The sequence below is a fragment of the Gemmobacter aquatilis genome, assembly GCF_900110025.1.
Taxonomy (GTDB): Bacteria; Pseudomonadota; Alphaproteobacteria; order Rhodobacterales; family Rhodobacteraceae; genus Gemmobacter; species Gemmobacter aquatilis.
Genome location: NZ_FOCE01000007.1, coordinates 67,037 through 80,956, shown reverse-complemented (window position 1 = coordinate 80,956; position 13,920 = coordinate 67,037). Strand labels below are relative to the sequence as shown.

Annotated in this window: 15 protein-coding genes; 7 read left to right on the top strand and 8 right to left on the bottom strand. The window is 65.4% G+C overall.

The genetic code is table 11. The features are described from left to right. Positions 1–41: 41 nt before the first annotated feature. Genes BMX43_RS19835 through BMX43_RS12890 form a run of 3 tightly spaced genes read left to right on the top strand, consistent with a single transcriptional unit; the run spans position 42 to position 2,078 of the window. Positions 42–206, top strand: a complete 165-nt coding sequence (locus tag BMX43_RS19835; RefSeq protein ID WP_175482108.1) for a hypothetical protein — start codon at positions 42–44, stop codon at positions 204–206. Between the two features lie 51 nt (positions 207–257). Then, positions 258–1,790: an ATP-dependent DNA helicase gene (locus BMX43_RS12895; RefSeq protein WP_091302216.1), complete on the top strand. Its 1,533-nt coding sequence runs from the start codon at positions 258–260 to the stop codon at positions 1,788–1,790. A gap of 51 nt (positions 1,791–1,841) precedes the next feature. Continuing rightward, positions 1,842–2,078, top strand: a complete 237-nt coding sequence (locus BMX43_RS12890) for an Lrp/AsnC family transcriptional regulator (protein ID WP_091302016.1) — start codon at positions 1,842–1,844, stop codon at positions 2,076–2,078. Between the two features lie 165 nt (positions 2,079–2,243). Here the strand turns inward: BMX43_RS12890 and BMX43_RS12885 are convergent, their stop codons facing one another. The 8 genes from BMX43_RS12885 to BMX43_RS12850 form a co-directional block, all read right to left on the bottom strand. Next, positions 2,244–2,645 carry a Na+/H+ antiporter subunit G gene (locus BMX43_RS12885; protein WP_091302014.1) on the bottom strand — a complete coding sequence of 134 codons (402 nt, stop codon included), beginning with the start codon at positions 2,643–2,645 and terminating at the stop codon, positions 2,244–2,246. A gap of 9 nt (positions 2,646–2,654) precedes the next feature. Beyond that, positions 2,655–2,924, bottom strand: coding sequence for a K+/H+ antiporter subunit F (locus tag BMX43_RS12880; RefSeq protein WP_091302012.1), 270 nt, complete (start codon positions 2,922–2,924; stop codon positions 2,655–2,657). Then, positions 2,921–3,412, bottom strand: coding sequence for a Na+/H+ antiporter subunit E (locus BMX43_RS12875; RefSeq protein ID WP_091302010.1), 492 nt, complete (start codon positions 3,410–3,412; stop codon positions 2,921–2,923). The genes BMX43_RS12880 and BMX43_RS12875 overlap by 4 nt, the downstream gene beginning before the upstream one ends. After that, positions 3,412–4,917 (bottom strand): monovalent cation/H+ antiporter subunit D, encoded by a 1,506-nt coding sequence (locus BMX43_RS12870; protein ID WP_091302214.1) that lies wholly within the window; start codon positions 4,915–4,917, stop codon positions 3,412–3,414. The genes BMX43_RS12875 and BMX43_RS12870 overlap by 1 nt, the downstream gene beginning before the upstream one ends. Continuing rightward, positions 4,917–5,252 carry a Na+/H+ antiporter subunit C gene (locus tag BMX43_RS12865; protein ID WP_091302008.1) on the bottom strand — a complete coding sequence of 112 codons (336 nt, stop codon included), beginning with the start codon at positions 5,250–5,252 and terminating at the stop codon, positions 4,917–4,919. The genes BMX43_RS12870 and BMX43_RS12865 overlap by 1 nt, the downstream gene beginning before the upstream one ends. Next, the gene (locus tag BMX43_RS12860; protein ID WP_091302005.1) at positions 5,252–8,089 is read right to left on the bottom strand and encodes a monovalent cation/H+ antiporter subunit A; all 2,838 of its coding nucleotides are present in this window, start codon (positions 8,087–8,089) and stop codon (positions 5,252–5,254) included. The genes BMX43_RS12865 and BMX43_RS12860 overlap by 1 nt, the downstream gene beginning before the upstream one ends. Positions 8,090–8,219: 130 nt before the next feature. Beyond that, positions 8,220–9,461 carry an ROK family transcriptional regulator gene (locus tag BMX43_RS12855; RefSeq protein ID WP_425431805.1) on the bottom strand — a complete coding sequence of 414 codons (1,242 nt, stop codon included), beginning with the start codon at positions 9,459–9,461 and terminating at the stop codon, positions 8,220–8,222. A gap of 62 nt (positions 9,462–9,523) precedes the next feature. Next, entirely contained in the window at positions 9,524–9,961 is a 438-nt protein-coding gene (locus BMX43_RS12850; RefSeq protein WP_091302001.1) for an RbsD/FucU family protein, read from the bottom strand. A gap of 230 nt (positions 9,962–10,191) precedes the next feature. On the opposite strand from BMX43_RS12850, the gene BMX43_RS12845 reads away from it, so the two are divergent. The 4 genes from BMX43_RS12845 to BMX43_RS20010 all read left to right on the top strand — a co-directional run bounded on the left by BMX43_RS12845 (position 10,192) and on the right by BMX43_RS20010 (position 13,806). After that, a complete protein-coding gene (locus BMX43_RS12845; protein WP_091301999.1) occupies positions 10,192–11,214 on the top strand; it encodes a sugar ABC transporter substrate-binding protein in 1,023 nt (340 codons plus the stop codon). Between the two features lie 137 nt (positions 11,215–11,351). After that, positions 11,352–12,425, top strand: a complete 1,074-nt coding sequence (locus BMX43_RS12840; RefSeq protein WP_091301997.1) for an ABC transporter permease — start codon at positions 11,352–11,354, stop codon at positions 12,423–12,425. After that, the gene (locus tag BMX43_RS12835; protein ID WP_091302212.1) at positions 12,422–13,204 is read left to right on the top strand and encodes an ATP-binding cassette domain-containing protein; all 783 of its coding nucleotides are present in this window, start codon (positions 12,422–12,424) and stop codon (positions 13,202–13,204) included. Before BMX43_RS12840 ends, BMX43_RS12835 begins: the two co-directional genes overlap by 4 nt. After that, entirely contained in the window at positions 13,201–13,806 is a 606-nt protein-coding gene (locus BMX43_RS20010) for a nucleoside/nucleotide kinase family protein (RefSeq protein ID WP_091301995.1), read from the top strand. The genes BMX43_RS12835 and BMX43_RS20010 overlap by 4 nt, the downstream gene beginning before the upstream one ends. The last annotated feature ends 114 nt before the right edge of the window (positions 13,807–13,920 follow it).

The following is a 13,920-nucleotide window of genomic DNA, read 5'->3' as shown; positions in this document are numbered from 1 at the left end:
ACAGGTCGCCGGTGGGTTTGTTGTAAGGATATGGGGGCGTCATGCGCCAGGACTGGATCTTTGATGTGCTGTCCGATCTCAGGAGCTTTGCCCTGACGAACGGCCTGCCCGCGCTGGCCGCGCAAGTGGAAACTGCAATGCGCGTGGCCGAGGTGGAACTGGCCGCCCGCGCGACGATGACCGGGGGCAGGCCGCGCCCCAACTGATCCGCGCGCGCCCCCTCGCCTTGGCCAAAGCGTTGCACTATGGTCCGCGCCATGCAAAACGCTCCGCTGCCCTTCTCCGACGATCAGGCCGAGGCCTGGGATCGCGTCTCCGACCAGCTTCGCGGCATGGGGATCGACCTGCATGAGGGAACCCTGGTTCCCGCGGTGGAGGGCAAATCTTCCGTCCTTGCGGTGATCGGCAAGGCCGGATCGGGCAAGACCATGCTGCTGTCGCAGCTTTACAAGGCCTTGCAGGGGGCCGGGGTCGATATCGTCTCGGGCGATTACGAGGGCAAGAAGCGCAAGGAACGCCGCACCTTGGCGATTCTGGCGCCCACCAACAAGGCGGCCTCGGTGCTGCGGATGCGCGGCGTGCCCGCGACCACCATCCACCGCATCCTCTATACCCCGGTCTATGACCCGCAATATGAACTGATCGCCGAATGGCTGGCCGGCAACGGCAAACGGCCCGAGGTGGAAGGGCTGACCGAACTGGCGCTGGACCGGGCGAAAGCCTTCTACGATCAGGTCGCCTCGATCCCCGGCGCGCTGGCGGCGGCGGGGCTGCGCGGCAGCGATTTCATCAAGGGCTGGAAGCGGCGGGAAGAGCCGCTGGATGTCGGCTTCGTCGATGAAGCCTCGATGCTGGATGAACGCCAGCTTGACGACCTGCGCGCCATTTTCCCGACGCTGGTGCTGTTCGGCGATCCGGCGCAGTTGGCCCCCGTCGGCCAGTCGGGCGAAATGGTGTTCCAGAAGCTGGGCGAAACCCGGCAGTTGATCCTCAGCCGCATCCACCGGCAGGCCGAGGGCAACCCGATCCTCGATCTGGCCCATGCGCTGGCCGACCCCGATCTGACCTTCGACAGTTTCGAACGCATGGTCGAAAAGGCCGCGCGCGAGGATGACCGGGTGGTGATGGCCGAACGGGTGGACAGCGATCTGATGGCGCGCAGCCCGGTGCTGGTCTGGCGCAATGCCACCCGCATCCGCCTGATCACCGCCTTCCGCGCCGCGCAAGGAGCGCCCAGCGATGCGCTGATCCCCGGCGAGCCGTTGATCTGCGACGGCATAGAACTGCCGCTGAAGCACCGCAAGAAGCGGATCGACCTTGAGGCGCGGGGCCTGATCAAAGGCGCGCAGGTCATCTACCTTGGCCCCGGCAGCCGCCCCGGCTTTGCCCGCCTGCATGTGATCGGCGCCGAAGAGCCGCAACTGTCTGCCGCCTCGATCATCAAGATCGAACGCCCCGATGAAGAAGAACCCTTCATCCCCTCTGCCGCCACCATGGGGGCGGCCTTCCTGCATGGCTCCGCCGTCACCATCCACAAGGCGCAGGGCAGCCAGTGGGACACCGTGCAGGTCTTTGCGCCGGACCTGTGGGCCGCCTCGCAGGCCGGACGGATGGAGGCGGGCATCCCCCTGTGGAAGCGCCTTGCCTATGTCGCCATCACCCGCGCCGAAAAGCGCCTGCTCTGGGTGGTGCGCAACCGCCTTGCCCGTCCGCGCATCGCGCTGGGCATCGACGATCTGCCCAAAGCTGCTGCCCCGCTGGCCCTGAAGCCCGCCGACCCCGAGGGCTGATCTTGGCAAGCCCCGCCCGCCCGCCTAAGCTGCCGCGAAAGGAGCACCCCCATGCAATGCGTCTTCGTCCAGTTCCGCTGCACCCCCGGCCAGACCTATCAGGTCGCCACCGCCATCTATGACCGCGAGGTGGTGAGCGAGCTGTTCTCGACCTCTGGCGAATATGATCTGATCGCCAAGGTCTATATCCCGGACGAGGCCGATGTCGGCCATTTCCTCAGCGAGGCGCTGTTCGACATTCCGGGCATCCAGCGCACGCTGACCACGATGACCTTCAAGGCGTTCTGATCGGGCGCGCCGTCCTGATCGGCCCCGGATTCGGCAGGGATTCGGGGCAGGGGGGCCGTTTTTGCGCCGCGCCGACCGATGCGGCACAGACGGTGTACATCTGTCAGCACACCGGCAGCACGCCCGGTGTACCCCCGGTGTACAGGGGGTGCCCCCCCGATTGGGTCAGGAAGGTCGCCCGGGCCGCCCCGGCGGGGTCAGTTGCGGCATCACCGGCTCGTCGCTCAGATCCAGCGTTGCCCAGTCGCGCGCCGTGCCGGTGGGCGGCAGGGGTTCGCGCGGCATCGCCCGGGCGATATGGGCCTTGGCGATGAAATTTGCAGTGATCGGCGCCGTCAGGAATAGGAACAGCGTCACCAGCAGCTCGTGCCAGCTCACCGTGCCCTGCCGCAACGCCGCATCCGCCATCGAGGCCAGCAACACCCCGCCCACCCCCAGCGTCGAGGCCTTGGTGGGCGCGTGCAGCCGCGTCATCAGATCGGGCAGTTTCACCAGCCCGTAACTGCCCACAAGCCCGAAGGTTCCGCCAATGGCCAGCAGGGCCGCAATGATGATTTCCGTAATCATGTCAGCCCCTTATTCGATGATGTCGCCGCGCAGGATGAATTTGGCATAGGCCACCGAAGACACGAATCCCGTCATGGCGAACAGCAGCGCCGCCTCGAAATACAGCCCGCTGCCGGTGATCATGCCGAACAGCACGATCAACGCGATCACGTTGACCACCATCGTATCCAGCGCCAGAATCCGGTCGGGGATCGAGGGGCTGAACACCACCCGCCACAGCGTGATCAGCAGGCCCAACCCGAAGCAGGCGAAAGCGTAATATAGCGCAAGCGTGATCATTCGAAGATCCTCTTCAGCCGGGATTCGTAGCGCGCCTTGATGTCATCCCGCACCGCATCCGGGTCGGCCCCGTCCAGACAATGCACCAGCAGCGCCCGCCCATCGGCCGAAATATCCGCCGTTACCGTGCCCGGCGTCATGGTGATCGTGCCCGCCAAAACCGTGATAGCCTCCGGCGTCTGCAGGTCCAACGGCACCGTCACCCAGGCCGGTTGCAGTTTGGCGCGCGGGCGGAACAGCACGATGAGCGCCACGGTGATGTTCGATTTTGCTATGTCATATAGCACGATCGCTACGAACTCGGCTGCCAGAAGCCAGTTTTTGATAAGTGGCCGGTCGGGCCAGAACGGCGCCGTCAGCAGCGGCAGCGCCACGCCCAGCATCGCGCCGAAGACAAGGCTGCCCCATTTGAACTCGTTCACCAGCATCAGCCAGGTCAAGATCAGCAGCAGCGTCAGCCCCGGATGGGGCAGCAGTTTGCGCAGCATCACGGGGCTCCCAGCTTGTTGGCGGCGATGAAGGCGGCGGGGTCGTGCAACTGCCGCGCCGTTTCGGCCAGCCAGCCCGTCACCGGCCCTGCGGCCAGCGTCAGCGTCCCCAGCCCCGCCAGCAGCGCGAATACCGCCACAAAGGCCAGCGGCTGGGCGGGGTGGGGCGGCAGGCTACCCTCTGCCGCATGGGCCTTCCAGAACAGCGTCGAACCGGCCCGCGCCATGCCCAGAATGGTGATCAGCGAACTGAGCAGGATGGCCGACCAGATCAGCACCATGGAGGCGCCGCGCGTGGCATCCAGCACCAGCAGCTTGCCCAGAAAGCCCGACAGCGGCGGCATGCCGGCCACCGCAATGGCCGTCGCCATGAACAGTGCCGCAATCAGCCCGTGCTGCGGCATCACCGGCAGCGCCCGCAACAGATTGCCGGTGCCGCGCCGTGCTACCACAAGATCTGCCACAAGGAACAGCGCCCCCGCCGCCAGTGTCGAATGGATCGCGTAATACAGCGCTGCCGCCGTCGCCTGCGGCGTGAACTGCGCCACTGCCACGAACAGCGTGCCCATCGAGGTGATGGCGCCAAAGGCCGCCAGCCGGGGCAGGTCTTTCGCGCCCAGCACGCCCAGCGACCCCACCGCCAGCGACAGCAGGGCTGCGGGCAGCAGCAGGTCGGCAAACAGCGCGCCGGTGGCAGGCAGATCGGCGGGGAAGAACAGGGTGAAACAGCGGATCACCGCATAGGCGCCAACCTTGGTCATCACCGCGAACAGCGCCGAAACCGGGCCGGGCGCCTGCGCATAGGTGGCGGGCAGCCAGAAATGCAGCGGCACCAGCGCGCCCTTGATGGCAAAGACCATCAGCAGCATCACCCCCGCCACCCGGATCAGCGCGAAATCCCCCGCCGGCAATTGCGGCAGCTTCACCGCCAGATCGGCCATGTTCAGCGTGCCGGTGACGGAATAGATCGTGGCCAGCGCAAACAGGAAAAGCGTAGACCCGACAAGGTTATAGGCGACATATTGCACCCCCGCCTTCAGCCGGTCACGCCCGCCCGCATGGATCATCAGGCCGTAAGAGGCGATCAGCAGCACCTCGAAGAACACGAACAGGTTGAAGGCGTCGGCGGTCAGAAATGCGCCGCAGACCCCCATCAACTGGAACTGCCACAGCGCGTGGAAATGCCGCCCCCGCCCGTCCCAGCCGGTGCCGATGGCGTAAAGCTGCACCACCAGCGCCAGAAAGGCCGTCAGCGCCACCATCAGCGCCGACAGCCGGTCCAGCCCCAGCACGATGCCAAAGGGCGCGGGCCAGTTGCCGAGGAAATAGATCTCCGGCCCGTTCCGCGTGGCCCCGACCAGCAGCGCCAGCGCAACCGCCAGCAGCATCACGGTAGCCGCGGTGGAAAACACCCGGCTCAGGCCAAGATTGTTGCGCAGCACCAGCACGGTGAAGGCGCCCATCACGGCGGGCAGCACCACCGGCACGATGATCCAGTGGCCCATCATTCTTCCGAGTCCTCGCTCAGGTCGATCCGGTCATCGCCCGCCGACAGAAAGGCGCCAAGGCCCATCATCACGATCACCGCCGTCATCCCGAAGGAGATCACGATGGCGGTCAGCACCAGCGCCTGCGGCACCGGATCGGTATAGGCCACGGCGGTTTTCGACAGGATCGGCGGCAGGCCGGGCACGATGCGCCCCGAGGCGAAGATGAACACGTTGCAGGCGTAAGAGATCATCGACAGCCCGACGATCACCGGAAAGATGCGCAACCGCAGGATCAGGTAGATGCCGACGGCGGTCATCAGACCCACGGCAGAGGCGACGAGCAGTTCCATTATGGCTCCTCCGCCTCCAGTTCCGATTGCATGTCAAAGGCCTCGGTGTTCACCGTCTGCCCTGCCCGTACGGCGAGGCGGGTCAGCGATGACAGCGCCAGCATCACCGCGCCCAGCACCGTCAGGAACACGCCCAGATCGAACAGCGCGGCGGTGGCAAGCTCAAACTCTTCCAGCGGCCAGATCTCGAAATACCCGTAGTTCGAGGTCATGAAAGGCCGCCCGGCGAACCACGATCCGATGCCGGTCGCGGCAGCGACCAGCACACCTGCGCCGATCAGCCCGTGATAGTCGATCCGCTGCCGCGCCGCCGTCCAGCCAAAGCCCGAGGCCATGTATTGCATGACCAGCGCGATGGCGACGACCAGCCCGGCGATGAAGCCCCCACCCGGTACATTATGGCCGCGCAGGAAGATGTAGATGCCCACCATCAGCGCGATGGGCAACATCATCCGCGTCGCCACCACCATCATCAGCGGATGGCGGTCGCCCGCATCCGGCGTATCGCTGACCCAGCCGCGCAGCCGGTCATTGGCGGCCCCGGGGCTGAGCAGGCTTTCGGTCAGCGCGAAGATCAGCAGGGCGGCGATGCCCAGCACGGTAATCTCGCCAAAAGTATCATAGCCGCGGAAATCGACGAGGATCACGTTCACCACATTGGTGCCGCCGCCCAGCGTCTTGGAATTGGCGAGGTGATAGTCGGCAATGCTGGGGAAGGCGAAATCCCGGGTCATCAGTGCATAGATCAGCCCGCCCACCGCAAGCCCGCCCAAGGCCGCCAGCCCCAGATCGCGTACCTTGCGGGGGACAGAGCTTTCGCGCGGTGTGGTTTTCGGCAGGAAATTCAGCGCCAGCAGCAGCAGGATCACCGTCACCACCTCGACCGAGATCTGGGTCAGCGCCAGATCGGGGGCCGACAGATAGGCAAAGCCGACCGAGACCATCAGCCCCACGACCGCAATCAGGATCAGCGTCAGCAGGCGTTGGTGATGGCACAGCACCACCGCGACCGAGGCGGCCATCAGAAGCAGCCAGCCGATGGCGGCGATGGGCTCCACCTCGGTCAGCGCACGGGCGCCGGGCAGGTGGCTGCCGCTGCGGAAGGCGTAATAGCTCACAATAATGATCGTGGCGGTGGCGATCCACAGATAGCGGCTCAGCATGCCAGGATGCAGTGCGGCGGTCAGGTGGCGCGACAGGGCGGCCAAAGGCTCCATCAGCCCGTCGAAGATGCGCTTCGCCTCGGGGCGGGGCAGGGCGGTCCACAGCCGATCCAGCGTCGGATGCAGGCCCAGCAGCACAAGCCCGCCGCCTATGGCGGCCAGCGACATCCACAGCGCCGGATTGGCCAGCCCGTGCCAATGGGCGATATGGGCATGGGCGGCGGTGCCGGTCACCGCACCTGCGGCGGCATCGACCAGCCAGCCCGCCACCGTCATCGGCATCAGCCCGATGGCCACCACCAGCCCTGCCAGCAGGGCCGGGGCAGCCCAGAGGCCAAAGCCCGGATCATGCGGTTTGTGTGGATAATCCGTGCGTTGCGGGCCAAGGAAGGTATGCGCGATCAGCCGGAACGAATAGGCGACCGAGACCAGCGCGCCCAGCGTCGCCAGCAGGCCGATCAGCCCCGGCGGGGTATGGGCGGCCTGTTCCAGCATCATCTCTTTCGACAGGAAGCCGTTGAGCGGCGGAATCCCCGCCATCGACAGGCCCGCGAGCGTGGCGATGGTGAAGGTCACCGGCATCAGCCTGCGCAGCCCGCCCAGGCGCTTGATGTCGCGCGTATGCGCCTCGTGATCCACGATGCCGGCCACCATGAACAGCGCGGCCTTGAAGGTGGCGTGGTTGAGGATGTGGAACATCGCCACCATGGCCGCCGCCTTGGTGCCAAAGCCCAGCAGCATGGTGATCAGGCCAAGGTGGCTGACGGTGGAAAACGCCAGCAGCGCCTTCAGATCATCCTTGAACAAGCCGATCACGGCGCCCAGCACCATGGTGATCAACCCGGCCGAGGTCACGATCCAGAACCATTCCGGCGTGCCGGCCAGCACCGGCCACAGCCGCGCCATCAGGAAGATGCCCGCCTTCACCATGGTGGCCGAATGCAGATAGGCCGAAACCGGGGTGGGGGCGGCCATGGCGTGCGGCAGCCAGAAATGGAACGGGAACTGCGCCGATTTGGTGAAGGCGCCCAGCAGGATCAGGATCAGCGCGGGCAGATACCAGTCCGACGCCTGAATGGCGTCGCGCGCCTGCAGGATGTCGCTCAGATCATAAGACCCGGCGATCTGGCCAAGGATCAGCATCCCCGCGATCATCGCAAGGCCGCCTGCGCCCGTGACCGCCAGTGCCATGCGCGCGCCCTGCCGCCCTTCGGGCAGGTGTTTCCAATAGCCGATCAACAGGAAGGAGGACAGCGAGGTCAGCTCCCAGAACACCAGCAAAAGCAGGATGTTGTCCGACAGCACGATCCCCAGCATCGCGCCCTGGAACAGCATGAGGTAGGTGTAGAACTGCCCCATCGGGTCACGCGGGCTCAGGTAGAAGCGGGCGTAGAGGATGATCAGCAACCCGATGCCCAGGATCAGCCCGGCAAACAGCAGCCCCAGCCCGTCCAGCATGAAATTGGCGTTCAGCCCCAGCGCGGGCAGCCAGTCGATCTGCGTGCGGATCACCTCGCCGCGCAACACGGCGGGGATGTGCAGGCCGAGGCCGATCAGCGCCAGCAGGGTGACAAATCCGGTGACCGTGGCGCAGGCATTGCGCCCGGCACGGATCAGCAGACCGGGAAGAAGCGCGCCCAGAAAGGGCAGCGCGGCGATCAGGGCAGGGGACATGACCTCTGGCGTTTCCGTTGTTCGGGCCGATCTCGGGGCGTCTCTGGTCGGTTGCGACCTGCAAGTTAGTCGGGCAAACCGGCCTGCAATGTCAAGGCGGCAGCGGGGTTTGCCCGTTCTTGCCCGCGTTTCAGCCCTCGGTCAGCACCGTGCCCTGTTCCAGCAGATAGCGCTGCGACAGCGGAATTGCCGCCGCCCCCAGCGACCGGGCATTGGCGCCCACGCTGCCTTCGCGGATCACCGGCGGCTCGATCCCGGCCAGGTCCAGCCGGTGAAAGGCGGCATGGGTGCGCCGGGTCAGTTCGGTGCGCACCTGTTCGGGCATCCATCCGTCGATCAGCACCGCCCCCAGTTCCATCAGTGCCGAGGCGGTCAGCGCCGCTGCAGCCAGCCCCTCGGCGGCCTCGTCCATCCAGCGGTCCAGCACCGGCTGGCTGACCTGCCAGTGGTCGGGCTTTTCCCATAGCCCGTCCGACGGCTCGCCCGCAGCTTCCATCGCCTCGGCCAGCACGGACAGCGAGGCGACGGTCAGCAGCCGACGCATCCGCCCATCCGGCCCCGGCACCAGCATCGGCCCCACGCCTGCGGCATTGCCGGTGCGCCCGGTGAACAGCTGGCCGTTCAGCACCAGCCCGCCCCCGATGAAATAGCCGAAGTAGAAGTACAAGAAATCCTTGGGTTTTTCGCCTTGTCCAAACACAAGCTCGGCGCCGCAGGCGGCGGTGGCGTCGTTCTGGATCGTGACGGGCATCGCGGCTACCGCCGCGATCTCTGCCTGAATGTCGCGCAGGCGCCAGGCGTCCATCTCGTCTTGCGGGGCGCCGATGAACTGCACCCAGTTCCACAACTGGAACGGCATCGCCACGCCCAGCCCGCTGACCCGTTCGCGCAAGGCGGCAGGCAGCAATGCCAACAAATCGGGCAGCGCATTGCGCAGAAAATCCAGAACGGCATCGGGGGTCGGATAGCGGTAGAAGCGCCGCCGCGTACCCCGCACCTGCCCGATGAAATCCACCAGACTCAGGTCGGCGGACCGCCGCCCGATCTTCAGCCCGAAGAAGAACGCCCCGTCGGGGGCCAGCGACATCGGCACAGAGGGCTGGCCGATCCGCCCGCGCACCGGCTCGCCGCGCAGCAGCAGGCCGTCCTGTTCCAGCGCGCGCATGATGACCGAAGTCGTCTGCGCGGAAAGCCCGGTCATGCGGGCAATGTCGGATTTGGCCAGTGCACCATGCTGCCGCACGAGGCTGAGCACCAGCCGTTCGTTATGGGCGCGCATCCCGGACTGGTTGGAGCCGCGGGTGCCTGACAGAGCGCCGGGCAAGGGCTCGCCCGGCACTTTGTCCAGTGCGGTGTCGGCTCCGTTTGCCACTGTGGCCACTCCTCTAGTTGCCGTGTTGTTCTGGTCGCGCTAGCACGTCGCCCGGCGGCTTGTCACGCGTCAGCCGGACGGATCACCCCCTTGCGCAGGATGACATTGGCATAAAGTGCGGGTTCGCTGGTGGCGATGATCGTATGGGCGCCCCGGATGCGCGGATAGAGCTGTTCGCCCGACAGCGGCTGCACGGCAAAACCGGGCGCGTGTTTGCCGCAAAGTGCGTCGATCTGCGCATGAATCGGGCCGCTGCGGGCCGGGTCATTGCCCTCGGCGGCGCGAAAGATTGCGCAGGGGGTGAAATCGTCCAGCGGCAGCACCTGCAGAATCGCCTCCAGCACCGCAAGCAGCCCATGGCCATCGGCCCGCACCAGCCGCCCGGCATGGGCCTGCGCGGGGTAGTTGCCATCGACCAGCGCGATCTCGTCGCCATGACCCATGGATCTGAGAGTAAAGAGCATTTCCGGGCCGAGCAGCGCGGGAAGTCCGATCAGCATGATCTTTGTCCTTTTTGGAATGTCTGTGCCGAAGGCGTGGGCGGTTTGCGAAGGGATGTTCCGCAGACTGCGACTGGATGGGAGTGCTGTCAATAATAAATCACACTGAATTATTTATCTTGACGCAAGCCGGGGAATCAGGCGATGTAACGGCATCGCAGCGAGTGAGGCGCTGTGGTTGCCTGACGACAACGGGGCTTGCCCCTTGCTTTCCTTGGGAGGAAAAAACGATGAAATTCAAAGCCAAGGCCCTTGTGGGCGTTGCGGCTCTCGCCCTGATGTCCGCCGCTCCGGCGCTGGCGGAGGGCGTGTCTGCCTGCCTGATCACCAAGACTGACACCAACCCCTTCTTCGTGAAGATGAAAGAGGGCGCCGAGGCCAAGGCGACCGAACTGGGGATGACGCTGAAATCCTATGCCGGCAAGGTGGATGGCGACCATGAAAGCCAGGTTGCGGCGATCGAGGCCTGCATCGCCGATGGCGCCAAGGGCATTCTGCTGACTGCATCGGATACCAAGGCGATCGTCGATTCGGTCAAGGCTGCCCGCGACGCTGGTCTGCTGGTCATCGCGCTGGATACGCCGCTGGACCCCGTTGATGCCGCTGACGCCACCTTCGCCACCGACAACTTCCGCGCCGGCCTGCTGATTGGGCAATGGGCCAAGGCTTCGCTGGGCGATGCCGCCGCTACCGCCAAGATCGCCATGCTGGACCTTGCGATTGCACAGCCGTCGGTGGACGTGATGCGCGATCAGGGCTTCCTGCAAGGCTTCGGCATCGAGCTGGGCGATGCCAACAAATGGGGCGACGAAACCGACCCGCGCATCGTGGGCAACGAAGTCACCTCGGGCAACGAAGAGGGCGGACTGAAGGCGATGGAATCGCTGCTGGCCAAAGACCCGGAAATCAACGTCGTCTACACGATCAACGAACCCGCCGCCGCCGGTGCCTATGAGGCGCTGAAGGCCGTGGGCCGCGAAAAGGACGTGCTGATCGTTTCGGTCGATGGCGGCTGCCCGGGTGTGGCGAACGTCAAGGATGGCGTGATCGGTGCCACCTCGCAGCAATACCCGCTGCTCATGGCGTCGCTCGGCATCGAAGCGATTGCGAAATTCGCGGCCGATGGCTCCAAGCCCGCGCCGACCGAAGGCAAGGACTTCTTCGATACCGGCGTGGCGCTGATCACCGACAAGCCGGTTGACGGCGTCGAGTCGATCGACACCACCAAGGGCACCGAGCTCTGCTGGGGCTGATCGCCTGAGCCGCGTCGTCTAAATCATTGAGACGACTCAAGACATTCGACACACTCATCCAAGGGCGGCCATCGCGCCGCCCTTGTCACAAGCCGAACCCGGTCGCACCGGGCACAGGGCAAAGGAGGAATGTGACTATGGCATCCGATGCAAAGGGGGCGACCAGTTTCGAAGAGGGCCTGAAAGGCGCCTCCGAGAAGGTGGCCGAATTTCATGAAGACAAGGGCGCGCTGAAGCGCCTGCAGACCTGGCTGCACCAGACGCCCTCGGCGGTGCCGATGATCGTTCTGGTGATTGCGTTGATCATTTTCGGCGTCCTGTCGGAGAACTTCTTCAAGGCGACGACGCTTTCGACGATCCTGCAACAGATCGCCATTGTCGGCATTCTGGGCTGTGCGCAGTCGGTGGTGGTTCTGACGGCGGGCATCGACCTGTCGGTGGGCGCCATCGCGGTGTTCTCGTCGGTGCTGATGGGGCAGATGACCTTCCGCTATGGCATCCCGGCCGAACTGTCGATCCTGATCGGCCTGGTGCTGGGCACGGCGATGGGCTTTGTGAATGGCTGGCTGGTGGCCAAGGTCAAGCTGCCGCCCTTCATCGTGACGCTGGGCACCTGGCAGATCCTGCTCGCCTCCAACTTCATCTTCTCGGCCAACGAGACCATCCGGTCCTCTGACATCGAGAAACAGGCGGGCGCGCTGCAATTCTGGGGCCAATCCATCCAGCCGGGCGGGGTCAAGGTGCTGTTCGCCGTGTTCCTGCTGATCGCGCTGGTGGCGATCATGGCTTATGTGCTGCGCCAGACCGCCTGGGGCCGCCATGTCTATGCGGTGGGCGACGATCCCGATGCGGCGGAACTGGCCGGGGTGAAGACCAAGACCATCCTGATCCAGGTCTATGCGCTGGCCGGGTTCTTCTGCGCCATCGCGGGCTGGGTGATGATCGGGCGCTTCGGTTCGGTCTCGCCGACCGCCTCGACCGGGCAGATGGGCAATATCCAGTCCATCACCGCCGTTGTGATCGGGGGGATATCGCTCTTCGGCGGACGCGGCTCGATCGTGGGGATGTTCTTCGGCGCGCTGATCGTCGGCGTGTTCGAAATGGGCCTGCGCCTTGTCGGCACCGACCCGCAATGGACCTTCTTCCTCATCGGTGTGCTCATCATCTTCGCCGTGGCCGTGGACCAGTGGATCAGAAAGGCAGCAGCATGACACAAGAACCCATCCTGAAAGGCCGTGGTCTGGTAAAGCGCTACGGCAAGGTGACCGCCCTCGATCATTGCGACTTCGACCTGTATCCGGGCGAAATCCTTGCGGTGATCGGCGACAACGGAGCCGGGAAATCCTCGCTGATCAAGGCGCTTTCGGGCGCCGTCCAGCCGGACGAAGGCGAGATCACGCTGGAAGGCAAGCCCATCCAGTTCAGCACGCCGCTCGATGCGCGCGCTTATGGCATCGAATGTGTCTACCAGACGCTGGCCATGTCGCCCGCGCTGTCGATCGCCGACAACATGTTCATGGGGCGCGAACTGCGCAAACCGGGGATCATGGGGGCGCTGTTCCGCCAGCTGGACAAACCCGCGATGGAGAAATTCGCCCGGGCCAAGCTGAACGAACTGGGGCTGATGACGATCCAGAACATCAACCAGGCGGTGGAGACGCTTTCGGGCGGCCAGCGTCAGGGGGTGGCAGTGGCGCGGGCGGCGGCCTTCGGGTCCAAGGTGGTGATCCTTGACGAACCCACCGCCGCGCTGGGCGTGAAGGAAAGCCGCCGCGTGCTGGAACTGATCCGCGATGTGCGGTCGCGTGGGATCCCGATCATCCTGATCAGCCACAACATGCCGCATGTGTTCGAGGTGGCGGACCGCATCCATATCCACCGCCTTGGCAAGCGGCTGTGCGTCATCAAGCCCGGCGATTATTCGATGTCGGATGCGGTGGCCTTCATGACCGGGGCGAAACTGCCCGAAGGCGTGACGGAAGCAGCATGACGCCTGCGATGCTGGCACAGGAAATCTGCCGCAGGGCAGAAGGGCAGGGGCGGTTCATCACCGCCCTTGTCGGCGCTCCGGGGGCGGGGAAATCCACGCTGGCGGCGGCGCTGGTGGCGGAGCTGGGCGCAGGCGCGCGGGTGGTGCCGATGGACGGTTTCCATCTGGACAATCCGGTGCTGGAGGCGCGCGGGCTGCTGGCGCGCAAGGGCTGCCCGGAAAGCTTCGACGCGCTGGGGTTCGTGCATATGGTGCAGCGGCTGGCCACCGAGGCCGAGGTGGTGATCCCGGTTTTCGACCGCAAGCTGGATCTGGCGCGGGCGGGCGGCGATGTGGTGCGGGCGGAAGACCGGCTGCTGATCGTCGAGGGCAATTACCTGTTGCTGAACGCCGCCCCCTGGACCCATGCGCGCCCGCATTACGGGCTGACCATCGCGCTGGACGTGCCCGAGGCAGAGCTGGAGCGCCGTCTGATCCAGCGCTGGATCGACCATGACCACACGCCCGAGGCCGCGCGGGCGCGGGCGTTGTCGAATGACATTCCCAATGCGCGGCGCGTGCTGGGCGAAAGCGACCCGGCCGAGATCGTGATCCGGGCGTAGCAGGGGGGCTGTCTGCCCCCCGTCGGCCTGCGGCCGCCTCCCCCGTGGATATTTTCAAACAGAAAATGAGGGGCGTTGTGCCTTGCCTCGACCCGGTGCTGCACTTCATAACGG